Source organism: Luethyella okanaganae (assembly GCF_042660285.1).
In the GTDB taxonomy this organism is placed as follows: Bacteria; Actinomycetota; Actinomycetes; order Actinomycetales; family Microbacteriaceae; genus Luethyella; species Luethyella okanaganae.
Map to the genome: position 1 here is coordinate 520,481 of NZ_JBHSTP010000002.1, position 24,376 is coordinate 544,856.

Consider the following 24,376-nt stretch of genomic DNA (forward strand, 5'->3'; position numbering starts at 1 on the left):
CTTGCGGGTTGCGGAGGGAGCACATTGCCGTCGTTTGATGAGGTTCGTGATGAGACGCATGTGGAGATGCAGAAGATCGTCGATCGTCTCCCGGAGGGGGCGGTCGTGAGGGTCGAAGACCCGCGCCCGGCCTCTAGATTCTGGTGTGACGGCGGGGTAGGGGTGTTCTATACCGGCGATTGGGAGGTGTATGTCGCGGACGGCTTCGAGATCCAGCCGTGGATGGATGAGGTGAAGGCGGACTTGCTCGCGGACGGGTATAAGGAGGTGAAGACCCCCACGAACTCCGAACGCCGTATCGGTTTTCGCACCCCGGAAGCGGATCTCCTCATCGGGGTGGACAATGACGAGGGCGCCGTCGAGGGGGCGAGGATTCTGGTGAGCGGGTACTCGCGTTGCGCACAGGACCCTTACCCGCGGAAGTGAGCCGGCTGATTGTCGCCCCGCCGGTCGGCAGCACGGTGGGGGCAGCCGCGCCCTGTCATCGCGCCCGTCATCACTCCTAGGGGAAGCGACTCAGCCCGCTGGCATAGCCGGCGTCGCCACGAGTTCGACCGCGCGCGCCAGCGCCTCGCGGCAGGCGGAGACGCCCGGGCGCTCGGCGCTCGAGCGGCGGGCGGCGGTGAAGACATCGCGGTGCGGTTGACCGGGGAGGTCGAGCAGGGTCACGCTCGGCGCCTCGCCTGCCCACACGAGATCGGGGAGCAGCCCCACGGCGTTGCCCGAGCGGATGAGCCGGATATGCGCCATGAGGTCCGCGGTCTCGAAGCGCACATCGGGTTCGAAGCCCGCGGAGCGGCACAGCTGGGTGGCCCACTGCCGGGAGGCCGTGCCCACGGGCTCCATGACCCAGGGCAGCGAGCGCACGTCGGCGAGGGAGCGCAGCGGCGTGGCCGGGCCACGGGACGCCATGCCAAGCGCGGCCCCGCGGTCCACCGTGCTGCGGGCGGCCACCCCGCCGGACGCCGAGCCGTCGAGCGGTCCCGTCGCCAGGCGGATCACGTCGGCGCAGAGATGCACCCTGTCGAGGTCTGGCCGGTGCTCCCGGGTGCGACCCGGGTACTGCTCCGCGATCACGAGGTCGAAGTCGCGTGCGGACACCTCGAAGAGGCCGGTGTCGGGTTCGCGTTCCGTCACCTCGACGCGCAGCTCCGGATACTCCTTCGCCAGGATCGAGAGCGCCTGCGGGATCACAGCGTGGGCGGCCGACTGGAACACCGCCATCCGCACCGTGCCGCGCACCGTGGTGAGTGAGGCGGTGAGCTCGGCTTCGGCACGCTCCAGCGCGTCGAGCACCTTGTTCGCGTGCTCGACGAGCACCTCGGCCTGCGGCGTCAGGAGCACCCGCCGCCCCGACTTCTCGAGCAGCGGCACCCCCACCTCCTTCTCGAGCAGGGTGAGCTGTTGCGACACGGATGACGGACTGTAGGCGAGCGCCTCGGCCACTGCTGCGAGCGTGCCGCGCAGTTTGACCTCCCGCAGCAGCCGCAATCTGCGCACGTCCAGCATGCCGCACCTCCCCGTGGTCGAGAATTCATCAATTCTACTAATCAATATCGTTTATTGACATTCGCTTTACCGCATCGATTGCGAGCCGCACACTTATCTCGGACGCACTTCGCCGTGTGCCGCCCTGCCCGAACCCAAAGCTGCTTTCCGCCGAGAGAAAGAACTAGTCTCGTGACCATGCCGAACCCCACGAACCTGCAGCCTCAGGCCGAGGAACTCGCACCACGCGCCATCGCCCTCGTGCGGAAGTGGCTCGCCGAAAGCGCCACCATCCCTGCCGACCCGTCGGCCGAACGCCTCGCCGGAGTTCTCAAAGACCCCAACGGCCTCGACTTCACAGTCGGCTTCGTCGACGGCGTGATGCGCCCAGAGAACCTCATGGTCGCCGGCTACAACCTGCAGCGAGTCGCCAAGAAGACCCCGGCGTTCCTGCCCTGGTACATGCGCGGAGCCATCTGGCTCGGCGGCGTGCTCGGCCCGGTGCTGCCCTGGGTGGTCATCCCCGTCGCGCGGCGGGTGCTGCGCGACATGGTCGGTCACCTCGTCGTCGACGCGACCGCCGAGAAGCTCGGACCGGCGATCGCGCACCTGCGCGAGTCCGGCAACCGGCTCAACTTCAACCTGCTCGGCGAGGCCGTGCTCGGTGAGAAAGAGGCCAACCGCCGTCTCGAGGGCACTCGCGAACTGCTCGCCCGCCCCGACGTCGACTACGTCTCGATCAAAGTGTCCTCGGTCGCGAGCCAGCTCTCGATGTGGTCGTTCGACGAGGCCGTCGAGCGTGTCGTGCGGCGCCTGACCCCGCTCTATGAGTTGGCTGCGGCGGCCGTGACCGGCTCAACCGGCGGGGGAGGAAAGTTCATCAACCTCGACATGGAGGAGTATCGCGACCTCCACCTCACGATCGCCGTCTTCGAGCGCATCCTGGACCAGCCGCAGCTGAAGAACCTCGAGGCCGGCATCGTGCTGCAGGCCTACCTGCCCGACGCGCTCTCCGCACTGCAAGGTCTCACCGAATGGTCGAAGCGTCGCCGCGCGGCCGGGGGAGCCCCCATCAAGGTGCGCGTCGTCAAAGGCGCGAACCTCGCGATGGAGCACGTCGACGCGGCCGTGCACGACTGGCCGCTCGCCACCTATTCCACCAAGCAGGATAGCGACACCAACTACAAGCGCGTGCTGAACTGGGCGCTCACCCCTGAGAACGCCGCCGCCGTGAAGATCGGCGTCGCCGGACACAACCTGTTCGACGTCGCCTACGCCTGGTTGCTCGCCCGTGAGCGTGGGGTCGCCGATCGCATCGAGTTCGAGATGCTCCTCGGCATGGCCACCGGCCAGGCCGAGGCCGTGCGGAAGGACGTCGGCCGCCTGCTGCTCTACACGCCGGTCGTCAACCCGGCGGAGTTCGACGTCGCCATCGCCTACCTGATCCGCCGTCTCGAGGAGAACGCGAGCCAGGAGAACTTCATGTCGGCCGTGTTCGAGCTCACGAGTCAGCCGGTCCTGCTCCAACGTGAGACGCAGCGCTTCCTCGCCTCGCTCGATGGGCTCGACGACGTCGTTCCCGGTCCGAATCGCACGCAGAACCGAGAGGCCATCACCGAGCTCGACACGGTGAGCGCCTCGACCTCAGACGCCGCGACCCCGCACCGCCCGACCACGGCCGATCCGGGCCTCACCGCCGCCGTGCTCGGTCTCGCCCGCGGCTCCGCGGGGGAAGGCGCTCCGACCGGCCCTGGCTCGCCCGGCTCCGGCTCGACCGGCCCTGGCTCGCCCGGCTCCGGTTTTCGCAACGAACCCGACACCGATCCCGCACTCCCGGCCAACCGTGCCTGGGGGCGCCGCATCCTCTCCCGCGTTCCCGGCTCCCAGCTCGGCCTCGACACGATCGCCGCCTCGCACATCGACGATCCCGGAATTCTCGACCGCGTCGTCGACACCGTCGTGCGGGCGGGAACCGCGTGGGGACAGCTCCCCGGCGCCGAACGCGCCGCGGTCCTGCACCGCGCAGGCCTCGCCCTCGCCGCCAACCGCGACCGGCTCATCGAGGTCATGGCTGCCGAGACCGGCAAGACCATCGCCGAGGCAGACCCCGAGATCAGCGAGGCCATCGACTTCGCGCACTACTACGCCGAACGGGCCAAGGACCTCGACACGGTGCAGGGCGCGATCTTCGTGCCGTCGAAGCTCACCGTGGTCACCCCGCCGTGGAACTTTCCGGTGGCCATCCCTGCCGGCTCCGTGTTGTCGGCGCTCGCCGCCGGGTCCGGGGTCATCATCAAGCCGGCCAAGCTCGCTCAGCGCTCCGGCGCGATCATGGTCGAGGCGTTGTGGGAGGCCGGCATCCCGCGTGAGCTGCTCGCACTCGTCGACCTCGCCGACCACGAGCTGGGCAAGCAGCTCGTGTCGCACCCGGCCGTCGACCGGGTGATCCTCACCGGCGGCTACGAGACGGCGCAGTTGTTCCGCTCGTTCCGCTCGGATCTGCCGCTGTTGGCCGAGACGAGCGGCAAGAACGCCATCATCGTCACTCCGAGCGCCGACCTCGACCTCGCCGCCGCCGACGTGATCAAGAGCGCTTTCGGCCACGCCGGCCAGAAATGCTCGGCGGCCAGCCTCGTCATCCTCGTGGGATCCGTCGCCAAGTCGGCGAGGTTCCACAGTCAGCTCGTCGACGCGGCGACCTCGCTCGCGGTCGGCTACCCGGCCGAGCCTGCCAGCCAGATGGGCCCGATCATCGAGCCGGCGAACGGCAAGCTGCTGCATGCCCTCACCGAGCTCGGCGCAGGCGAGGAGTGGCTTGTGCAGCCGAGGAAGCTCGACGACAGCGGCAAGCTGTGGTCGCCAGGCATCCGCACCGGCATCGCCCCCGCCTCCTACTTCCACCTCACCGAGTTCTTCGGCCCGGTGCTCGGAATCATGCACGCCAAGAACCTCGACGAGGCGATCCGCTTCCAGAACGCCGTCGACTACGGACTCACCGCCGGCCTGCATTCCCTCGACTCGGAGGAGCTCGCGCTCTGGCTCGACACCGTCGAAGCCGGCAACCTCTACGTCAATCGCGGCATCACCGGCGCCATCGTGCAGCGCCAGCCCTTCGGTGGCTGGAAGCGCTCCTCTGTCGGGGCCGGCACCAAGGCCGGAGGCCCGAACTACCTGTTCGGTCTCGGAAACTGGGTCACCGACCCCGGCAAGAACAGCTCGACACTGCACCTGCGCGGGCTCCAGCAGCGCGTCACGGAGCTCATCGAGGCGTCGCAGTCGTCGCTCGGTTACGAGGAGTTCGACGTGCTGCGCCGTTCGGCGCTCAGCGACGCTCTCGCCTGGCGTGAGGAGTTCGATGCGGTGAAGGATGTGTCGGGGCTCGGCCTCGAGCGCAATCTCTTTCGCTACCTGCCGCTCCCCGTCACGGTGCGCATCAACGAGGCGGCTTCGCTGAGCGACGGTCTGCGCGTGATCGCGGCAGGACTGCTGTCGAAGTCGCGCTTCACGGTGTCGAGCGCCGTCACGCTGCCGACTGCGGTGCTCTCGGTGCTCGCCGGCCGCGAGGTGAGAGTGAAGGTCGAGAAGGACTCCGCATGGCTCAAGCGCGCGGCATTCGGCGGCGTCAACACGTCACGGGTGCGGCTCGCCGGCGGCGGAGGAAGCGAGCTCGCCAGGGCACTCGGCGGCTCGCCGGATGTCGCGATCTATGACCACGCCGTCACGCAGGCCGGCCGCGTGGAACTGCTGCCGTTCCTGCGCGAGCAGGCCATCTCGATCACGGCCCACCGCTTCGGAAACCCGAGCACCCTCTCCGACGGCGTGATCTAGTCGCTCGGGCAAGCCGTCCGACACCTGCGGGAGGGATCATCTCGGCGAGGCGTCGCGGTGAAAGGCAGGATCACCTCTGCGACCAGGCCACCCTCGGGGCGGTTCTCGAGGCGTACTGTGCCGCCGGCACTGTGGACGAGCGCGGCAACGATCGACAGGCCGAGGCCGGCGCCGCCGTGTCCCGCCGTCTGCGACGGCCTGCTGAAGCGGTCGAACGCGATCGGCATGAACTCCTCGGGCATACCGGGGCCGTCGTCGAAGACGGAGAGGGTGATCGCCTGGGCGCTGGCGTCCAGACGGGCGCACACGACACCCACGTCTCCGACGGCGGTCACGGCGTTGCTCAGCAGATTGTCGGCGATGCGCCCGAAGTCGTGAGCGTCGATGGGCACCCAGTCGCCGGTGTCCAGTGGCCCTCCATAGTCGAAGTCGATGGTCGCGTCGGAGGCTGCGGTCACCCGCGCGCGATCGACGGCCTCGGCGAGTTCGGCCGAGAGCCCCGCCCAGTCGGAGGATCCTCCGAGACCGCCCGACTCGATCCGAGACAGCTCCAGCAGGTTTCCGGCGAGGAGGGCGAGCCTGCGCACGGTGAGCTGTGCCGACTCGATCTCGCCGAGGAGCGCGTCGGCGTCGCCGGTGCTCAGGTGTGCGAGCTCGAGCTGACCCTGCAGCACGGCGACCGGGGTGCGCAACTCGTGGCTGGCGTCGGAGACGAGCTGCCGCTCGCGATCGGCCGCGGCGCGTTGCTCGGTCAGCATTGTGTTGAGCGTTGTCGCAAGAGCGGACAGTTCGTCGTGCGCCGGGCCGACCGGCAGCAGCTCGCGAGAGGGCCCGGCGGCGATTGTCGCGGCCGTGCGCCGCATCCGGTTCACGGGGCGGAGCGCCGCGGTGGCGAGCAGCCATGAGGCGATGCCGAAGCCGCCGACGAGCACGAGCGCGGCGATCATCAGTCCGTTGGTGAGGCTCTGCAGCACGAGCGCAGACGACTCCTCGTTGCGGGCAGTCACGACGTGCCAGGTGCCGTCAGCGGTGGTGACCGGCTGTGAGAGCACGAGCCAATCCTCGCCGCCCGCCGTCACGGCCTTGGGGGAGAGCGCGTCGTCGACCAGATGGTAGAGCTCGGACCGGAGCGGCCTCGGAAGGGTCGACTGACGGATGGCGCCGTCCGGGCGGACGACGGCTACGAGCTGTCCGTGTCCCGGAACCTCGATGGCGTCCATGGTCGGGTTCTCGAGCGCGGCGATCGCCGGTGCGGCGTCGTCCTTGAGAAGGGTGACGGTCGCGCGATCCAGAATCGAAGCGACCTGATCGCGCATGACCATGGCCGCCGCCGCGAAGAACAATGTCGCGACGATGAGGCTCCCGATCGTGATGCGTGCACGGATCGAGAGGCGACGGATGACCCTCATCCGCCCGTCGACTCTCCGCCGAGCACCTCGAGCGCGTAACCGGTCCCGCGTTCGGTCGCGATCTGCAGACCAGAGCTGACGGCGTCGAGTTTGCGTCGCAGATAGCTCACATACTGCTCGACGATGTTCGGCGCGATGTTCTCGGGCCCGCCCCAGATCTCGTCGAGGATCGTCGCGCGGCTCACGGTCGTTCCCGCGTGCGTAGCCAACAGACGCAACAGGGCGAACTCCTTCGGGCTGAGCGGAAGCTCCCGACCGTCGAGGTCGGCGCGGTGCAGGTGCGAGTCGAGCGTGATCCTGCCGACGGTGTTGCGGGTCGGTATCGCCTTGTCGCGCCGCAGCAGGGCGCGGATGCGTGCGGTGAGCTCGGCGAACTCGAACGGTTTGGTGAGGTAGTCGTCGGCGCCGGCGTCGAGGCCGTAGACGCGGTCGGAGACGGCATCGCGCGCGGTGAGCAGCAGGATCGGCAGAGCTCCGCCGGATTCGCGGATGTGACGGCAGACCTCGAAGCCGCTCATGCCCGGCATCATGACGTCGACGGCCGCGAGCGCATACTCCGGCTTCCCCACCCTGCCGAGCGCGATGAGCGCGTCCATCCCGCTGGTGGTGAGCGTCACCTCGAAGCCCTCGGCTGCGAGGCCGCGTTCGAGCAGGCGGCCCATGTCTGGATCGTCCTCCACGACCAAGAGTCTCATGGTTCCATGCTGGCACGGGTCGAGACCCTCGTGTCGCATCGGATCGCCACCGATGCTGTGAGACCTCTCATGAGGCACCGAGTCATGAGGCACCGAGCGCGGCGAGCACCGCCGAGACGGCGTCCTCGGTAGAGACCCCGAGCTGTCGGACGCGTTCTGCGTAGGCAGCGGCCGCGAGCTGAGTCTGCCGGGTGGCGGCATCACCGGTCGCCGAGACGAAGGTTCCGTTGCGACCCCTCGTCTCGATGACCTCGTCCCGCTCCAGTTCCCGGTAACTACGCGCGACGGTGTTCGGGGCTAGTCCCAGCTCGGCGGCGAGCGTGCGAACGGTCGGCAGACGTGTTCCTGGAACGAGCGCCCCCATGCGCAGCGCCTCGATCACCTGCATCCGCAGCTGTTCGAACGGAGGGGTCGAGTCAGCGTGGTCGATCGTGAAGAGGGCGCCGGACTCGGTCATCTCCTCAATGTAGCAATACAAACGTGGTCGCACAACAGGTACAGCGGTGCCGCTGGTCGCGGTGGCATTGTCGCTACGCTCTGAGCATGACCTGGCTGATCGAGCTCGTGCCGACGATCGTCGGCATAGCGCTCCTGCTCGCAATCACCACGGCCGTCGCCCTGGGGTTCCGAGTGCGGCATCCGTATGCGATGACGTTCGCCGTTCTGCGCGGAGCCGCTCAACTCGCCGCGATCAGTCTTGTGCTCTCCGGCATCATCGCCGACCCGCTCTGGGTCGCAGCCGGACTGGCCGTGATGTTCGCGGCCGCCGTCGCCACGAGCACGCGGCGCATCGGCTTCTCGTCACGCCATCTCGGCGAGGTGGCCGCCGCCATGGCGGCCGGAACAGCCGCAACCCTCGTCGTCGTCTTCGGCTCGGGGGCGATCGAGTTCTCTCCTCGTTATGTGCTCGCGATCAGCGGGATCGTGATCGGCAATGCGATGTCGATCGCCACGCTCACCGGCAAGCGATTCAGCGAGGCGGTGTTCGAGAACTGGGGCGAGGTCGAGGGCTGGCTCGCGCTGGGCGCGACTCCGCGCCGGTCGACGCGGGAGTTCACGCGTCGCGCCGTACGGTTCGCGCTCATCCCCTCGATCGACCAGACCAAGACGACGGGACTGGTGACCCTGCCCGGTGCGTTCGTCGGGGCGATCTTCGGCGGGGCCTCGCCACTCGAGGCGGGTCGTTTTCAGATCGTGGTGCTGGCGGGCATCCTCTGCGCCGGGATGATCGTCGCCGCGACGCTCGCCTGGTTTCTTGCGCCGGTCGAGCGCAAGCCGGAGCTCACGCGATAGTGATCCGATCGCGTGTGCCACCTCTCATCGAGACGGTCCTATTCCGTCGAGAGTGTCCCGTATACCTGACCTTCTCGTCGGGAACGGCCACGGTCGCCGAGGTCGGCCGGGGCGGGGGCCGGGGCCGGGGGCGGGGGTGGGGACCGTGGTGTGGCCCCCGACCTCAGTCGTGCGCGCGCTGGATGAGCCGCGAGAGCACGATCGCGCTGCGGGTGTGGTCGACGTTGGGAGCGAGACGCACCTTCTCGAGGGCGACCTCGAGGCTTGCGATGTCGCGCGAGCGTATGTGCACGATCGCGTCGGCGCTCCCGGTTACCGTTCCGGCGTCCACGACCTCCGGTACCCCCGAGAGGATCCGCAACAGCTCGTCGGGAGCGACGGTGCCACGACAGAACAGCTCGACGTAGGCCTCGGTGCTCATGCCATCGACGGCCGGGTCGACCTGGATCGTGAAGCCGCGAATGATCCCATCGGCGACCAGTCGGTCGACACGGCGCTTCACCGCCGATGCCGACAGGCCCACGACCGACCCGATGTCGCCGTACCCTGCCCGTGCATTCTGGCGAAGCAGGTCGAGGATACTGCGGTCGAGATTGTCCATCTCGCCAGCGTACGCGGAATCATTGCGCATGCACAAAGGGATGCGCAGGAATTGCGCGCATGGCAGCGAGAACTTACGGATAGCTGCGCGGAGACTCGGGGACCGCCTCTGTTCTCCTCGGATATGTCGCTCCTCGGATGTGTCGCTGGCGTGCGCGAGAGCGGCCCTCGAGTCTGAACCGCTTTGCGACCGGGCGTCGACTCGATGTCTGGCAAGGATGTCTGGCACAGCAGAACGCCGTCATCGGTGGCGTGTTCCCCGGCGCCGTCCTCAGGCCGGCGCCGTCCTCAGGCCGACGCTGTCCTCAGGCAGAACGTTCGGCCTCGTCGGCATTCGTTCCTGCGGCGCTGCGGCGAGGGCCGGGACGATCCGGTTGCAGACGGTTCGGATCCAGAATGAACATCGCTATGAGCGTGAGCGCGAAGGCGATCGAGAGGGCCATGCCGGTCTTCGTCTGGAGGATCGCGGCGATGTAGCCGAGGCCGACCGCATGCCAGACGTACCGGCCGACCTGTTCGGCCTGGTAGGGTTCCGGGTCGTTGTTCTCATTGGCGTCGCCCTTCAGCGTCAGAGCGAAGACCCCGCCTCCCAATGCCTCCTTCGAGACCAGTCGGTGGGTCAGCAGACCCAGATCGCGCGGACGCTGCACGGTGACGATCTGTCCCGGCTCGACATCGGCCGCCGCCACCTGTTGCGAGAAGGCGAGCGAGCCGGTCGGGATTCCGGGTTCCATCGAGCCGGACTCGACGACGAGCGGTCGCATCCCCAGCAGGAGAGTCGCCGCGAAGGCGAGGATGCAGACGGTGCCGACGACGGCCGCGAGCGACAGCAGTCCAGAACGGACGACGGCGTACGCCGCGACAAGGCGTGTTCTCTTTTCTGGTCGTTCCTTCTCTTCACGAATCTCATCACCGGCGTCGGACATGTTCGTGTTCTGCACCTCGACTGTCATGGCTAGTGCACCGACGACGCGTTGAAGCGCAGCCGCAACGCCGACCGGCCGCCGTTGTAGGCCTCGACCCCCGGCACGTCGAGATAGCTGATCTTCAGAATGAGCGGTGTCGAGCTCCCCGCGGCCCCGTTCGTGTAGACGGCGCCCTCGGCGAGCGCGGTGGAGCCCCGTGCGGCGAGGGTGCCCAGTGTTCCGCTCGCGGCATTCCACGTCACATCGCTGAACAGTGCGGTTCCGTTGCGTGAGGCGGTGAACCGGAGGAACCGTGTGATGTTGGGAACTCCAGGCCCGACGGAGCCGTCGGTATTGCGCAGCAGCACCTTGAAGTCGACGGCCGCCCTCAGATCCGGTGTGTTGTTGAAGACGGGGATCGTCGTGGTGATGCTTGAGCCGGGAACGAGCTGGTCGGAGCCCGCGATCGTCCAGTCGAAGCCGCTCGCCGTATCGGCTTGTTCGACCGTGTTGTCTGGCAGCACGATGCCGATGTCGAACCTGTTCGGGTAGCCGATCCCCGACGACGAGGTGCCGCTTCCGAGGTTGAGGTTCGCGGTGTCGTTGTAGGCGGCCGCAGTGAACAGTGCTCCGATGCCGAGCAGGGCGCCCGACGCGAGGAGGATCCGTTTCGTGCCCGTCCGCTTCACCGTGACGTCCTCTCCATGTCGTGCTTTTCGCGTGCGATGCCGCCGGTCGTTGTTCATCGGGCCACCATCCCGAGATCCCATGAGACCTGGCGGTTCGTCGAGGTGTTGTCGGAGGGAAGTCCGATCGATCCCTGGGGGTTATAGCCGCGACCCCAGAACGTGTTGTCGCTCTTCTGCCAGAGGTAGTAGCCCTGACCGGAACCGTATTGCACGACGTTCGTATCGATCACGGTCGGAGTCTGCGGGAACTTGCCGTAGTCATCCGAGGCTCCGTAACCCCAGAGTCTGTTCGTGTTGTCGAGCAGTGCCACACCTGTGAAGCCGAACTGGAGCGACACGATGTTGGAGAGCGCCGGCACGATGCCGGGTGTGATGGTGTATGGCCACGGGCCGGTTCCGCGCGCACCGATTCTCGAGCTGTCGACTCCCCAACTCAGGACTTGCCCGTTCGAGAGCAGCGCGCCGCCCATTGCGATGCCACCGTCGACGGCGACGACATAGGGTTCTCCGGCCGCCACGTTCTTGCGCATCCAAGACGAGAGTGGAGACACGAGGGCGGGATTGGAGTCCACGTTGGGCAGAGCGGAGGGAAGGCTGCTGCTGGTGCCCGCCGCGCCGCCCCAGTAGTAGACATCGCCGTTCTCGAGGATCACGAAGAAGTTGGTGTAGGCGCCCTTGAGATAGACGGGCCGGTTGCCCGCGACCGCTGGATCGGGTAGCCCCATCAGCCGGCTCGCGCCCGCGCCGGCGTTTCCGCCGTAGCTGGTCGGGGATCCCCAGTGCCAGACCGTGCCGTCGGCGCGGATGCCTGCACCCGCGTATTCGGTCGATGAGATCGCGACGATCTCGTTCAGGATGGCGCCGCCGCCGTTCCACGCGGATCCGATCCGCACGCGCTGTGGGTTGTCGGCCGGCTTCGCCGCGTCGGTGCCGTCGCGGACGTTGTAGTATCCCCAGCCCCACACCTCGCCCTGGCGGTCCAAGGCGTTGATGTTGTAGATACCGCCGGTCACGGCGGTGAGGCCGCCGTCGGGCATGCCGGGAACCTTGGTCGGAGGCTTGTCGGTTCCCGTGCCGGCAGCCCCACCGGCCATGGCCATGTCGGTTCGGCCCCAGACGTAGACGTTCCCGTCGTTGGAGAGGCCGAGGCCGGTGTCGACCATGCGCACGTTCTTGGAGATTCCGGGGGTGAACGGGGTGGTGACCGCTGCCGCGATCGCATTGGTCCTGGCGTGCGCCTGGTCTTGGTAGGCGGCCAGAGTTGAGCCCGAGAACACGGCCCCGGCGACGACGGCGACGACACCGAGCACGGTTGCGCCATAGGCAAGGGTCCTGGCCCTGCGCGCTCGTGTTCTAATCATTGGACGCTCTCCTCTTGTTCCTGCTGACGACGATGAGCGCTCCTCCAAGCGCGAGAATGCCGACGGCCAGCGCGACGAGCGGAAGAGCCTCCGCGCCCGTGGAGGCGAGCGGAGTACTCGGACCGTTCGCTTCGGTGCTGAACCGCAGGGTGATGGTCCCGCCGGCGTTCTGATATTCGTTGCCCGCGGCCAGCGGGAGCGAGACCGTTCCGGTCAGGACATAGCTCTCGCCCATGTTGAGACCATTCAACTCGGTCGCCGTGCCGAGGAGCTCCCCGACCGGGACGGCGTCGTAGACATGCCTTCCGCCTCCGTCGACGGCGCTGAGCAGAAGTGGGTTGGCGCCGGCGAACAGGGCGTTCGACGAGCCGGACACCGCGAGGCGCAGGGGCAAGGCGCGGCCACTCGTGTTGTCGACCGTCATCGACCAGGAGGCCGATTCACCAGGTGCCGGCACCGCGAGCGTCACCGCGTCCGGAGTGGCGTCGATGAGGTTCGCTGAAGTCGTGGCATCGGCTGGAGCCGTGCCGGTCAAAAAAATCAGGGGGAGCGCCACGAGTATCGTGAGTCGTGATCGTGCAAGCCTCATGGGGTGCTTTCTCCATCCATCCGGACGCCCAGTTGCGTCGTCTTGCCCGAGTAGGCGAAGCCGGTGCCGGTCGCGAGAACGACCGAGAGGCGCACCGTGTGCTCCTTTCCCGCCGCGACATCAACGAACGCCGTTCCCAGCGCGTTGAGCTCGTCTGCCGTCGCGCCTGTCGCGACCGGGCTCGTGGAGCCGTCGAGATACAGAGAGAAGCGCAGCTTCGCGAAGAGATCGTCGGTGACGGGATCCGGGTCGTAGAGGACGGGCACGATGGAGCCCTTGAGGCTTGTCGTGCGGTTCGTCACCGTGACGTCGAAGATCACCGGGGTGTCAACGGTGAAGGCGGATGACCCGCTCGTGGTGAGTACCACCGCCGAGGCCGGGGTTTTCGCGTCCTGCAGTGCATTGCCCTGGTCGTGGACGGCGATGTCGAAGGTGTTCGGGTTTCCGATCCCTGTGCCGCCGAGGTTCAGGGTCGCCTCGTCGAAGTAGGCTGCGGCCGTGATCCCGGCCGTGAGGAGGAGCACGAGCCCTCCGGCGAGCGCGAGTCTGATGGTTCCGGATGCGGGCGTGGTCCTCACGAGTTCACCGCCTCGAACTGGAACTGCACATCGGTGGATGCGCCCTGCCAGCGATTGTCGACGGAGTCAGGCAGCTCGATCCGCACATCCAGCAGACGGTGATCGCCCGCCGCGAGCGGGGCGCTCCAGGCAAAGCTCAGCGGTTGTGTGGCCGGGACGCGATCGAGAAGCACCGTCCCTCCCTCCGAGACCGTGAACAGCAACTGGTCGAAGAGCTCGAGGTAGTTTCCGGTCGCGGGGTCGGACTGCTGCCCGCGCGGCTGAGGGTCGACGATGTCGAGGTCGATCAGTCCGGCGAGCGAAGGACTGTCGTTCTTCACGGCGATCCGCAGGTCGAGGATCCCTCCTGGGGAGAGGACGTGGCTGCTGCCGCTACCGAGTGCGATCCGGTACGCTTCGGGATTGCCCTGGACCCAGCTGTTGCTCGTCGGCTCCCACTGGGTTCCCGCAGCCCCTGCGACGACGATGCCGAAGCGATTGTGGCTGCCGTCGAGTGCAACCGTCACGTCGTCGTAGTCGGTGAATGCGGCAGCGGTCAGTAGTGCACCCGACGCGAGCAGCACGCCGGAGGCGAGAAGCGCCCTGGCCCTCTCGCTTCGCATTGTCCTCATGGTTCTCCTCTGCGGTCTCCCGCTGTTGCTCATAGGTCTCTCAGGTGTGCGGCGGGGAGGCCTCCCCTGCCCGGGTTCCCCGCCGCACGGGCTCTTCGAGGTGGCTGGTGTCTCAGTCCTCGTCGAGCCGTCAGTGTGCTACGGCTGAACCGAGATTGCCGCGAAGTGGGCCTGCACATAGGAGATCTTGCCCTGCAGAGCGTTGTTCGCGGCCGCGCTTCCCTGGTCGGGCAGCGTCACCGTGACGGTGAGCACGCCCGAGCCGCCGTTCGCGGCATAGGTGCCGAGATCGAGATTGCTCACGGCATCCTGGGTGACGTTGCTCGCGCCGGTGATAGCCGTGCCGTTGAGCGCGATGGTGTAGCGCAGCGCGGCGCGGATCGCCGGGTCCGAGGTGAATCCGGCACGCTCCTGGAGCGAGAAGCTTACCTTGGCCAGCAGGGCCGGGCTCTCGTTCTTGAACGGGATGGCGGTGGTCACGGTGTCACCGGGAGTGATCGTGTTCGCGCCGGGAACCTTGATGTTCACGCCGGCGGCGGTGTTCGCCTCCTGCCAGGTCCCCGGGACGGGGACGCCGTTCGTATCGGTTCCGACGACCTGGATGTTGAAGCGGTTCTCGCCGCCGATGCCGGAGTCGCTGGTGCCGTTGCCCAGGTTGAGGTTGGCGAAGTCGGTGAACGCGGCCGCAGTCGTGAGCGCGGCGATACCGAGCAGCGTTCCAACGGCCAAGAAGAGACGTTTGCGCCCGCTCCGCGGTGTGGTCGAAGTCATGTTCTGTGATCCTTTCGCTGGTTTCCCCACAACGGGACCGGGGCCGAGGAACCCGAATGACCTCGGCCCCGATCCGTTCGGGGTGGGATGGCTCGACGAAACGTCTGCCGTAGAGTCTGTGCGGGCACGGTTTGTTTGGTCACAGGTATTTTCAAAGAATTTTCATTTTTTTCGTAATCGCCGTAGTCTCCCTTGAAACCACCCCGTATCTGGGGTTCAAATGTGGGGCCGGACTTTTCGCACCGGACTCCCGGTTCCATGGTCGAGAGGCGATCGGTGTTTCCTTCCGGACCCGAGCTGCTCGGTCACCCGGCACCTGAGACAGCGGACGCGAGAGGAATCTGATGGGGGACGTTCACGGTTTCGACGAAGTCGGAACTCACGAGGTCTACGTGCGCGTCGCGCCCGAACTGCGACGTTTTCTGTTCAGGGGCGGAACCAATCCGCAGGACGTCGACGATGTCGTCGCCGAGACGTTCTCGGTCTATCTCGACGCGCTGGGGCAAGGCAGTCGTCGCATCGAGAATCCCCGTGCCTACCTGTTCGCCGTCGCGCGCAATCTGTCTGCCAGAGGGCGTTTCGAGCAGGGGAGGGTGGTCGTCACCGACGACGACTTCATGCTGGACCTGGAGGTGCAGTTTCCCGATGTCGTCTCGGCCGACCTGGAGCGGACGCTCGTGGACAGGGCCTTGGCTGAGCTGACGGCGGACCAGCGGCGCGTGCTGCAGCTCACGATGATCGAGGATCGCTCCACCGCCGATGCCGCACGGGAGATGGCCATCACCAGGAGCAGCGTCACGACCATCGCGTTCCGTGCCAGGGCAGCGTTCAGGGAGGCTTACATCCGGGCGTTCCTCGAGGAGGGTGTGCTCGACTGCGGGTTCAGCACCAAGGTCATCGCCAAGGTCGTGCTCGGCACGGCCTCTGCCCGACAAAGGGCGAAGTTCGAGCAGCATCGGATCGCGTGCCCCGACTGCGACCGGATCGCGCAGGAGGCGCTCGCCGAGGCGAGGAGCCTGTCGTTCCCCGCCACCCTGGCCGCGCTGCTTCTCGGCAGCGTCACGCTGGCGCGCACCGCACTGGATCCCATGACGGAGTCCTCCGCTCTCATCGAGACTGGGAGCGGAACGGGCAGAGGAAGGAGGGCGCTCGGCTATGCGGTTCTGCTCGTAGCCTTCATCGTCGCCCTGGTCGCCCTCTTCGGCGGACCGAGCGTACGCGAGGGGGTGGGGAACGGCTTGGGACGCTTCGGAGATTCTGTCGGGTTGTTCTCCGCTCCTACGGCCCCGGACATCTCGGCCACGCCCGAGAGGGCGCGCATGCGGATGCCAGCGCCGGGGCACTCGGAGAGCTGGGAGATGAGCGTGCAGAACGTCTCCGAGGTGGACGCGCCCGTCGCGCTCGATGTCATCGCCGCGATCGAGGCGGGACCGGAGCACGTCGACATCTCGGTCTACGTCGGCCAGACCCTGATCGCCGACGGGCTCCGTCTCGCAGATTTCTCCGGCCGGTACCTCTACCTCGGCACGCTGGCTCCTGGGCGCTCGATGGTCGTCACCGGGGTGGCGTCGCGCGACGCCCGCGACACCGATCAGGGGCTCTCGGCCGACGCGGTCTTCCGGTTTCTGACCGGAGCGGAGGCGCCGGACGCCCGACCGGGCGAGTTCGTCGGGGCTGACGGCATGGCGGATGGAGGGCTCCCGCAGACGGGCTGGGGAGTCTCGTGGCTGATCGCCGCGGGTGCCGTGCTCGCGGCGACGGGCGCGTTGCTCGTGGTCGCCTCGAGACGTCGTCGCGACGCCGACTAGCTTTCGTGGTGCCGCCATCCGCTTCGCCGCCGCCCGCCGCCGCGCGCGATCGCCTTCAGACACAGAGCGGGGCCGGCGGGCTTGTCGGGCGAGGCCGGATCGATACTCAAGAAAACTGCTTTGTCTCTGACAAAAACGCACGAAGACTGCGTCGAATACCGGGTATCATCATGATTCTTTGTGTGAGACTGAGATCGGCGTCTGAACTGCGACCGACTCGAACGGTCGCGGTCAAGGCTCGTCGGAGTGACTTGGTCCGCCACCACCTATCGGAATCGAGTCGGCCGGATCGGGCGACTCGCGTGTGAAGGAGACCGTTATGGCTGTAACCGTTGACCCAATCACCGCAGCTCGGACCGCTCCCGGGCGGGTGCCGATCGCACGCTCGGTGCTCATGTGCCGCCCCGAGCACTTCACGGTCGTGTACCGCATCAACCCGTGGATGGATCCTGCCCTGCCCACCGACACCGACCTCGCCGTCCGCCAGTGGGAGATGCTCTACGACACCTATGTCGGACTCGGGTTCGATGTGCAGCTCATCGACCCGGTCGATGGCCTTCCCGACATGGTCTACGCCGCCAACGGCGGCATGGTCGTGGATGGAATCGCCTATGGCGCAAGTTTCACGCATCCGGAGCGCCAGCCGGAGGGGTCCGCCTACATGGAGTGGTTCGCCCAGAACGGATTCGACGTGGCCGAGCCCGAGAATGTCAACGAGGGCGAAGGCGACTTTCTGCTCGTCGGCGACACGATCCTCGCCGGCACCGGGTTTCGCAGCGACTCGAAGAGCCACGAGGAGATCGCGCGTATCTACGGCCGCGAGGTCGTGACGCTCACCCTCGTGAACCCGAGCTTCTACCACCTCGACACCGCTGTCGCCGTGCTCGACAGTGCCACAGGGCAGGAGCACATAGCCTACCTGCCGAGCGCCTTCGACGAGCCGAGCCTCGAGATCCTGCGGGCGCGGCACCCCGACGCCATCATCGTGAACGAAGAGGACGCCGCCGTTCTCGGCCTCAATTCCTTCTCGGATGGCTACAACGTCGTGATCGCGGCGCGTGCCAAGGACTTCGAGCGCCAGCTACGCGAGCGCGGCTACAATCCCATCGGCGTTGACCTCTCAGAGCTGCTGCGTGGCGGCGGAGGAGTCAAGTGCTGCACCCTAGAACTGCGGCGGTAGGTTCTTGGAGGAGGCCCTGACCGTCGTCTGTGGGCGTCGTCGCCGTTCTACGGCTCTCCACCGACGCCCACGACACCGGGCCGTCGACGGTGTCGCTGCCTCGCGATGCGGCAGCCTCCAGGTGTAGAACGGATAGGGATAGGAGAGGGTGGTCGATCATGAGCGCTGGGCACGAGAAGACTGCGGCGACTCCCGCGCAGGCTCGAGCGATCGCCCTCGAAGAGGAGCATGCGGCGCATAACTACCACCCGTTGCCGGTCGTCGTGGCATCCGGTGACGGCGCATGGGTCACCGACATCGACGGACGCCGCTACCTCGACTGTCTTGCCGCCTACTCTGCGGTGAACTTCGGGCACTCCAACCCCGTTCTCCTCGACGCCGCGCGCGCCCAGCTCGACCGCATCACACTCACGAGCCGGGCCTTCCACAACGACCGGCTCGGCCCTTTCGTGACCGAGCTCGCCGCCCTTGCGGGCAAAGACATGGTGCTGCCCATGAACACGGGTGCCGAGGCGGTCGAATCGGGCATCAAGGTCGCGCGCGCGTGGGGCTACCGGGTCAAGGGCGTCGCCGCCGAACGGGCCAACATCATCGTCATGGCCGGAAACTTCCACGGCCGCACCACGACGATCATCAGCTTCAGCGACGATCAGGATGCCCGTGCCGACTTCGGCCCGTATACACCTGGCTTTCGCATGGTCCCTTACGGCGACGCCGCGGCACTCGAGGCGGCGATCGATGGCGACACCGTGGCCGTGCTCGTCGAGCCGATCCAGGGCGAAGCGGGTATCCTCGTGCCGCCTCCCGGTTACCTTCCCGCCGTACGCGAGATCACCGCGCGACATGACGTGCTCCTCATCGCCGACGAGATCCAGTCGGGACTCGGACGCACCGGCACCACCTTCGCGTGCGACCTCGTCGGCGTGGTTCCCGACTTGTACCTGCTCGGCAAGGCGCTCGGCGGCGGAATCGTCCCGGTCTCGGCGGTCGTCGGCGACCGCGACGTGCTCGGTGTCATCCAGCCGGGCCAGCACGGCAGCACCTTCGGCGGCAACCCGCTGGCCGCGGCCGTCGGCCTCGCCGTCGTTCGGATGCTCGCCACCGGCGAATACCAGGGGCGTGCGCGAAGGCTCGGCGAAGCCATGCACGCCGGCCTCGGGCAACTCGTCGGGCATGGCGTCGTGGGGGTGCGCGGAGCGGGGCTCTGGGCCGGGATCGACATCGACCCGTCGCTCGCGACCGGCCGTGAGGTGTGCGAACTGCTCGTGCGGCGCGGGCTGCTCGCGAAGGACACGCACGGCTCCACCATCCGCCTCGCACCGCCGCTCGTCGTCTCAGAGCGCGACCTCGACTGGGCCGTCGAGCAGGTGCGGGACGTGCTCGGAGAACTCGGAGAACTCGGCGGGCGGGCGCGGCATCGCGGCCCGTCGCTCCGCACGTAGCTCAAGCGGTCCCGAGCCGGCACAGGAACGCGACCCGCGACGCCGGAAGGGAGGCCTTCGTCAGCTTCGGAGGCCGAATGGTGCGGGAGGCGCCTCCGCTCATGGCGAAGGCCTCCGCCTATGCGAGTTCCGGCTCACGTCGGGTGTGCGGTGACGCGAGGACGCCGATCGCGAAGAATACACCCACACATCCGCATAACTGAGTGGATTCCCAGCTTCGCGTCGCCGACAGTTCGGATTCCGTTCAGGTCGATACGCTGTCATGGTCATCGGCGGTTCGTCGACCGTTCCGGAACGATCCAATCACAGCGCAAGGGGACTCCGTGTTCGACACCATGCCGACGCCTGCGTCGGTGCAGCAGGCGTCGTCTGCGTTCGTCGAGCCCTCGCGCGGGAATCGGGTCTTCGCGGCGTTGCTGGGGCGATCTCCTGCGCTGCCCGCCGTCGCGCTCGGCCTGCTCGCGGCGGTGCTCTCCGCCCTCGGATCCTGGATTCCGTCGTTCTGGGGCGACGAGGCCGCGAGCGTCATGTCCGCCACACGTTCATGGGACTCGTTGTGGCCGATGCTGGCACGCGTCGATGCCGTCCACGGCGCCTATTACGTCGTCATGCACCTCTGGATCGATGCCTTCGGCGCCTCGCCGTTCTCGGTGCGCCTGCCGAGCGCCATTGCCGTCGGGTTCACCGTCGCCGGTCTCGTGGTGCTCGCAGCGCGCCTCGCGAACCCGCGCGTCGCGCTCTTCGCCGGCCTCGTCTGCGCCGTGCTGCCGCGCGTGACCTTCATGGGCTCAGAGACCCGAGGCTACGCGCTCTCGGCGGCGTGCGCGGTCTGGCTGACCGTGCTCCTCGTGGGGCTCATGCGCACTCGCGAGACCAGGGTCCTGCCATGGGCAGGCTACGCCGTCGGTCTCGCGGCATCCGTCTACGTCTTCCTCTACCTCGCTCTCATCGTCGTCGTGCACGCGGTGATCCTGTTGTCGGTCACGCCGCGTGGCCGGGTGTTCGTGGATCGGATGCTGCGGGCCTGGGCCTTCGCGGCCGCCTCGGGGATCGCACTCGCGGCCCCCGTCATCGTGCTCGCGATCACCGAGCGGCAGCAGATCGCGTTCCTGCGCGATCGGCGGCAGATGGACGCCGAGTTGCTGCTCGTCGACCAATGGTTCAGCACTGCGTGGCTCGCCGCGCTGTGCTGGAGCGTCATCGCTGCCGGAGTCGGTGTGGCGGCGTTCGCACTGTGGCGACGCTCGCTGCACGGCGGATCGAAGGCCGTGCGGTTCCGTGCGCTCGAGCGGGCGGATGCCGTGGCACCGCACCCTCTCGTGGTCGGCCTCGCCTGGCTCGTGCTGCCGTGCGCCCTCCTTCTCCTCCTCAACGCGCTCACCCCGAGCTATACGATCCGCTACCTCTCCTTCGCCGCCCCGGCCGCGGCCTTGATCATCGGGTGGACGCTCGACTTGCCGAGGCGCCGCTGGGTGCCCTGGCTGGTGATCGCCGGGATCGCTGCCGGCGCAGCCCCGAGCTATCTGGATCAGCGCGCTCCCTTCGCGAAGGACGCGGGGAGCGACTGGGCGGCGCTCGCTTCGACGATCGAGGCGAAGGCACAGCCGGGCGACGGCGTGATCTTCGACGAGTCGACGAAGCCGTCTCGGCGGCCACGTCTGGCCATGCACCTCTACCCCGAGTCGTTCGGCGGCCTCGTCGACGTCGCGCTGCAGACACCGTACGACTCGACCGATCGGCTCTGGGATCGCGTGTATCCCGAGGCCGATTGGCCCGCTCTGCCCTCGATGACGGATCGCGTCTGGCTCGTCGAGTCGGGTGCATCGGACTTCGGGATGTCGGCGCTCGTTCAGCTCGGCTATACAGTGCACGGCTCTATCTGGTTGAATCGCAGTACCGTTTATGAACTGACTAGGGGTGGGTTATGAGTGGAACGGTCGTCGTTATTCCGACGTACAACGAACGGGAGAATCTGGCTGGCATCGTGGGGAGGGTGCGAGCGGCTGTGCCGGATGCCGATGTGCTCGTCGTTGACGACAACTCTCCAGACGGCACAGGAGTCATCGCCGATGAGCTCGCTCTCGCGGATCCGCGGGTGCAGGTGATGCATCGCGCGGGCAAGGAGGGGCTCGGGGCCGCTTACCTTGCCGCCTTCAACCGGGTGCTCAAGGCGGGCTACGACAGGATCGCGCAGATGGATGCCGACGGTTCGCACCGCCCCGAGCATCTGCCCGAGTTGCTGGCGGGCCTTTCCGACAGTGAGATGGTCATCGGCTCGCGCTGGGTGCGTGGTGGGCAGGTCTTGAACTGGCCCAAGCGCCGCGAATGGCTCTCGCGCGGGGGAAGCCGCTACGCTCGCATGTGGCTCGGACTGGAGCAACGCGACGTGACCGGCGGGTTTCGGGCCTTCCGCTCCGACGCGCTCCGACGCATCCGCCTCGAAGAGGTCGAGAGCGCAGGGTACTGCTTCCAGATCGACGTGCTGTGGCACGCGCATCAGGCCGGGCTGAGCATCGTCGAAGTGCCGATCAGCTTCGAGGATCGTCGCTATGGCGAGTCGAAGATGAGCGGTCGCATCGTTGTCGAGGCGATGTTGCGGGTGACGACGTGGGGGCTCGTGCCTTCGCAGGCCCGCACGGCGATCGCCGCCGACGGTGTGCGCTCGGGGGGACGCTCCTCCGTCTCGCGGTAGCGCGGTCGTCGACGGTCGTTACTCGGTCGACGACGGGCGCAGTCTTTTTCGCCCGTGGCGCCCTGCTCAGCCGGCCGGATGCGGCGGCAGCAGGTACCCGCGCAGGAACTCTTCGAATGTCGCGCTCATGTCCACGCCGTCATCGAGCAGCCACTGCTGCTGCAGACCGTCCATAACCGCAGAGATGAGGCGGGCGGCATGCTCGGGATCGATGTCGGGGCGGATCTCGCCGTCGGCCTGTGCCGCACGCAGGACTGCGGCCGTGATCAGCGCCGAGCGCGAGTAGCGCTCGGTGAAGTACATGTGCGCGGGATGCTCGGGGTCGGTGGCCTCCGCCGAGACGAGCACATAGAGCGAGGTGAGTCCTCGGGTGGTCTGGTTGTAGGCGACCACTTTGCGAGCCTGGTCGATGAGCGTATGCTCCGATGGATCGCCGGCGGCATCCCGCACGCGCTCGTCGCGCTGCCGGAGCACCTCGGTGAAGAGCTCCTCTTTGGTCGCGAAATGGTGCAGAAGGCCTGCCGGGGTCAGTCCGACGCGTTTCGCGACCTCGCGGAGCGATCCGCTGTGGTACCCGCTCCGACCGAACACGACGAGCGCGGCATCCACGATCTGCTGGCGACGTGCCTGGCCTTTGGCGTAGCTTCCCCGGCTCCCCGTTCCGCTCATGCGACGACACTACCCCAGTGGGGCGCCAAGACCTGACAGGTGTCAGGTCTTGGCGCCCCGGCGTCCGTCCGCCTCGGCCTCAGCGAGGTGGGCGGACGGATCCCCAGTTCGAGCCGAACACCTGGGCCTCGATGAGCGGCCGCAGCCGCTGCTCCATCTCCGCGTCGACGAAATAGTGCTTGAGGGAGTCGTCGCTGAGCTCGTTGCCGATCGCGGCCATGATCATCGACTGGTCGAGGGAGAGGTAGCGCTCTGCGACCGTGCCGCTTCGCGTGGCGATCGCGTCGTAGAACCCACCGGGACCGTAACCGCCGAGCTTCTTCTCGATGCGGGACAGATTCTTCAGCGCGCCTTTCCTGTCGTAGGGCAGGGCGAGGAAGCTCGCGTGTGGCGTCACCACGCCGTCGCCGTAGGACGGCGTCGGGTTGGTGCCGGTGCTGCAGCCCGGCCGGTCGATATCTGCGTTGCTTGCCTCGCGGTCCGAGGGGTAGCCGTCCGAGCGGATGCCGGCGAGATCGACGCCGTATTCCGCGTAGCCGCCGAACGGGTTGCTCGCGGGGGAGAAGCCCCAGTAGCCGTAGCCGGCCTCGTCGAGCCCGTGCGCCTTCTGCACCGCTACGGTGATGGCATGGTTGAGACCCCAGGAGCGCGGACCCCACTCCGCTTCGGGCACGAGTAGATCGGGCATGAGAGACTCGAACATGCTGCCGCCCCAGCTCGGGACGAAAGACATGCCGCGATAGGAATACACGCCCTCGTATACGGGGATGCCGTCGTACTCGCGCACGACGCCGCTCGGACGCTGCTCCTGCCAGGCCCAGTCGCAGCTCTCAGGCATGGTGCGGAAGGTGCCGTAGAGCGCGCTCGGTGGAAGGCTGCCGTTCGAGATCCCCAGGTAGGTGGCGATGCGGCTTTCGCTCACGGTCGTGTCGTAGTGATGGCAGGTGTAGAAGACCTCGGGGCCGACGCCGTTGTAGTTCGGGTGCCGTACGCTGCATCCGCCGGGTTCGGCCTCCCAGAAGCCACCGCGGTTGGTGCCGGCCGGGAGGTTCGCGGGCGGCACGGGATCGAAGAACGCACCGAAGTCCATCGAATCGTAGAGCGCGTCCGCTTCCGCGACGAGGCTCGGTTCGGCCGCGCGCACGATGCGGAGCGCGGCGGCGAGCCAGCCGTTGTCGACGGTGCTGAGGAACGGCTTGACCTCGTCGCCGGAGTCGGGCCACGTCGTGAGCTTCGCGCCCGTCGCAGGGTCGTACCAGTTGTAGAACATGCCGCTCGCCGGGTTCCTCTCGATGGCCGACAGCGCAGCGAGCGTCTTGGTCAGGCGGGAGCGCGCGTCGTCTTCGGCGATGATGCCGAGGTCGCGCGCGGTCACGGTCGACCAGAGGTAGCCGCCGATGTTGGTGGGCGAGGTGTAGGCGGCGCGGCTCGCCGGGCCGAGCGCTCCGCCGATGTTGTCGGCCGTGAGTCCGGTCGCCGGGTCGGTCATGGCGTCGAGAGAGGCCCAGGTGTCGCGCGCATAGCGCTCGAGCGTATTGCCGTGTGACGGCGAAGCCTGCGCCGGGGCGGCGGCGCCGAGCACGAGGCTCGCGACCGCGAGTGTGGCCAGAACGTGTTTCATGCTGCTCTCCTCATCGAAAGCGGCTCCCCGGTGGAACCGTGTGGGTTAAAAACCGTACACTCGTTTAGTATTCAGGGGAACCCCTTCCAGTGTTCGGAATTGCCGGGATGTTCTCTGAATACCTTTCATACGTAAGGTTTTTAGGCT

The 24,376-nt window shown here is 67.4% G+C and carries 22 protein-coding genes; 8 read left to right on the forward strand and 14 right to left on the reverse strand.

Annotated elements, in window-relative coordinates; all coding sequences use genetic code 11:
• On the forward strand, positions 1 to 426 hold a 426-nt coding region (locus ACFQB0_RS10090), incomplete at its 5' end, for a hypothetical protein (protein WP_386730898.1).
• A gap of 90 nt (positions 427 to 516) precedes the next feature.
• On the opposite strand, the gene ACFQB0_RS10095 is transcribed toward ACFQB0_RS10090, so the two are convergent.
• Positions 517 to 1,509: a LysR substrate-binding domain-containing protein gene (locus ACFQB0_RS10095; RefSeq protein WP_386730901.1), complete on the reverse strand. Its 993-nt coding sequence runs from the start codon at positions 1,507 to 1,509 to the stop codon at positions 517 to 519.
• Between the two features lie 177 nt (positions 1,510 to 1,686).
• Between ACFQB0_RS10095 and ACFQB0_RS10100 the strand changes: the two genes are divergently transcribed.
• Positions 1,687 to 5,316: a proline dehydrogenase family protein gene (locus tag ACFQB0_RS10100; protein ID WP_386730903.1), complete on the forward strand. Its 3,630-nt coding sequence runs from the start codon at positions 1,687 to 1,689 to the stop codon at positions 5,314 to 5,316.
• Here ACFQB0_RS10100 and ACFQB0_RS10105 read toward each other — a convergent pair.
• The 3 genes from ACFQB0_RS10105 to ACFQB0_RS10115 form a co-directional block, all read right to left on the reverse strand.
• On the reverse strand, positions 5,313 to 6,725 hold the full coding sequence (locus ACFQB0_RS10105; RefSeq protein WP_386730906.1) for an ATP-binding protein: 1,413 nt from the start codon (positions 6,723 to 6,725) through the stop codon (positions 5,313 to 5,315). The genes ACFQB0_RS10100 and ACFQB0_RS10105 overlap by 4 nt on opposite strands.
• Positions 6,722 to 7,420: a response regulator transcription factor gene (locus tag ACFQB0_RS10110; protein ID WP_386730908.1), complete on the reverse strand. Its 699-nt coding sequence runs from the start codon at positions 7,418 to 7,420 to the stop codon at positions 6,722 to 6,724. The genes ACFQB0_RS10105 and ACFQB0_RS10110 overlap by 4 nt, the downstream gene beginning before the upstream one ends.
• A gap of 82 nt (positions 7,421 to 7,502) precedes the next feature.
• Positions 7,503 to 7,877: a GntR family transcriptional regulator gene (locus tag ACFQB0_RS10115; RefSeq protein WP_386730911.1), complete on the reverse strand. Its 375-nt coding sequence runs from the start codon at positions 7,875 to 7,877 to the stop codon at positions 7,503 to 7,505.
• An 86-nt stretch (positions 7,878 to 7,963) separates the two neighbouring features.
• Here ACFQB0_RS10115 and ACFQB0_RS10120 point away from each other — a divergent pair, with 86 nt between their 5' ends.
• Positions 7,964 to 8,713 carry an ABC transporter permease gene (locus ACFQB0_RS10120; RefSeq protein ID WP_386730912.1) on the forward strand — a complete coding sequence of 250 codons (750 nt, stop codon included), beginning with the start codon at positions 7,964 to 7,966 and terminating at the stop codon, positions 8,711 to 8,713.
• Positions 8,714 to 8,876: 163 nt separating this feature from the next.
• On the opposite strand, the gene ACFQB0_RS10125 is transcribed toward ACFQB0_RS10120, so the two are convergent.
• The 8 genes from ACFQB0_RS10125 to ACFQB0_RS10160 form a co-directional block, all read right to left on the reverse strand.
• Positions 8,877 to 9,314 (reverse strand): Lrp/AsnC family transcriptional regulator, encoded by a 438-nt coding sequence (locus ACFQB0_RS10125; RefSeq protein WP_386730914.1) that lies wholly within the window; start codon positions 9,312 to 9,314, stop codon positions 8,877 to 8,879.
• Between the two features lie 304 nt (positions 9,315 to 9,618).
• Positions 9,619 to 10,266, reverse strand: coding sequence for a signal peptidase I (locus ACFQB0_RS10130; RefSeq protein ID WP_386730916.1), 648 nt, complete (start codon positions 10,264 to 10,266; stop codon positions 9,619 to 9,621).
• Positions 10,267 to 10,268: 2 nt separating this feature from the next.
• Complete coding sequence (locus ACFQB0_RS10135; RefSeq protein WP_386730919.1) at positions 10,269 to 10,907, reverse strand: hypothetical protein; 639 nt, start codon at positions 10,905 to 10,907, stop codon at positions 10,269 to 10,271.
• 53 nt (positions 10,908 to 10,960) lie between these two features.
• Positions 10,961 to 12,268: a hypothetical protein gene (locus ACFQB0_RS10140; RefSeq protein ID WP_386730921.1), complete on the reverse strand. Its 1,308-nt coding sequence runs from the start codon at positions 12,266 to 12,268 to the stop codon at positions 10,961 to 10,963.
• Complete coding sequence (locus ACFQB0_RS10145) at positions 12,261 to 12,857, reverse strand: LPXTG cell wall anchor domain-containing protein (RefSeq protein WP_386730922.1); 597 nt, start codon at positions 12,855 to 12,857, stop codon at positions 12,261 to 12,263. The genes ACFQB0_RS10140 and ACFQB0_RS10145 overlap by 8 nt, the downstream gene beginning before the upstream one ends.
• Complete coding sequence (locus ACFQB0_RS10150; RefSeq protein ID WP_386730924.1) at positions 12,854 to 13,435, reverse strand: hypothetical protein; 582 nt, start codon at positions 13,433 to 13,435, stop codon at positions 12,854 to 12,856. Before ACFQB0_RS10150 ends, ACFQB0_RS10145 begins: the two co-directional genes overlap by 4 nt.
• Positions 13,432 to 14,046, reverse strand: coding sequence for a hypothetical protein (locus tag ACFQB0_RS10155; RefSeq protein ID WP_386730927.1), 615 nt, complete (start codon positions 14,044 to 14,046; stop codon positions 13,432 to 13,434). Before ACFQB0_RS10155 ends, ACFQB0_RS10150 begins: the two co-directional genes overlap by 4 nt.
• A 138-nt stretch (positions 14,047 to 14,184) precedes the next feature.
• Positions 14,185 to 14,817 carry a hypothetical protein gene (locus tag ACFQB0_RS10160; RefSeq protein WP_386730928.1) on the reverse strand — a complete coding sequence of 211 codons (633 nt, stop codon included), beginning with the start codon at positions 14,815 to 14,817 and terminating at the stop codon, positions 14,185 to 14,187.
• Between the two features lie 344 nt (positions 14,818 to 15,161).
• Here ACFQB0_RS10160 and ACFQB0_RS10165 point away from each other — a divergent pair, with 344 nt between their 5' ends.
• From ACFQB0_RS10165 to ACFQB0_RS10185, 5 genes are all read left to right on the forward strand, one after another.
• Positions 15,162 to 16,625 (forward strand): RNA polymerase sigma factor, encoded by a 1,464-nt coding sequence (locus ACFQB0_RS10165; protein ID WP_386730930.1) that lies wholly within the window; start codon positions 15,162 to 15,164, stop codon positions 16,623 to 16,625.
• 319 nt (positions 16,626 to 16,944) lie between these two features.
• On the forward strand, positions 16,945 to 17,805 hold the full coding sequence (gene ddaH / locus ACFQB0_RS10170; RefSeq protein WP_386730933.1) for a dimethylargininase: 861 nt from the start codon (positions 16,945 to 16,947) through the stop codon (positions 17,803 to 17,805).
• A 158-nt stretch (positions 17,806 to 17,963) separates the two neighbouring features.
• Positions 17,964 to 19,247, forward strand: coding sequence for an ornithine--oxo-acid transaminase (gene rocD, locus ACFQB0_RS10175; RefSeq protein WP_386730935.1), 1,284 nt, complete (start codon positions 17,964 to 17,966; stop codon positions 19,245 to 19,247).
• Positions 19,248 to 19,570: 323 nt separating this feature from the next.
• Positions 19,571 to 21,175, forward strand: a complete 1,605-nt coding sequence (locus tag ACFQB0_RS10180) for a glycosyltransferase family 39 protein (protein WP_386730938.1) — start codon at positions 19,571 to 19,573, stop codon at positions 21,173 to 21,175.
• Positions 21,172 to 21,939, forward strand: a complete 768-nt coding sequence (locus ACFQB0_RS10185; protein WP_386730941.1) for a polyprenol monophosphomannose synthase — start codon at positions 21,172 to 21,174, stop codon at positions 21,937 to 21,939. The genes ACFQB0_RS10180 and ACFQB0_RS10185 overlap by 4 nt, the downstream gene beginning before the upstream one ends.
• Before the next feature lie 66 nt (positions 21,940 to 22,005).
• Here the strand turns inward: ACFQB0_RS10185 and ACFQB0_RS10190 are convergent, their stop codons facing one another.
• Together ACFQB0_RS10190 and ACFQB0_RS10195 are read right to left on the reverse strand one after the other, a co-directional pair.
• The gene (locus ACFQB0_RS10190) at positions 22,006 to 22,608 is read right to left on the reverse strand and encodes a TetR/AcrR family transcriptional regulator (RefSeq protein WP_386730943.1); all 603 of its coding nucleotides are present in this window, start codon (positions 22,606 to 22,608) and stop codon (positions 22,006 to 22,008) included.
• Positions 22,609 to 22,687: 79 nt separating this feature from the next.
• A complete protein-coding gene (locus tag ACFQB0_RS10195; RefSeq protein ID WP_386730945.1) occupies positions 22,688 to 24,229 on the reverse strand; it encodes a glucoamylase family protein in 1,542 nt (513 codons plus the stop codon).
• Between the last annotated feature and the right edge of the window lie 147 nt (positions 24,230 to 24,376).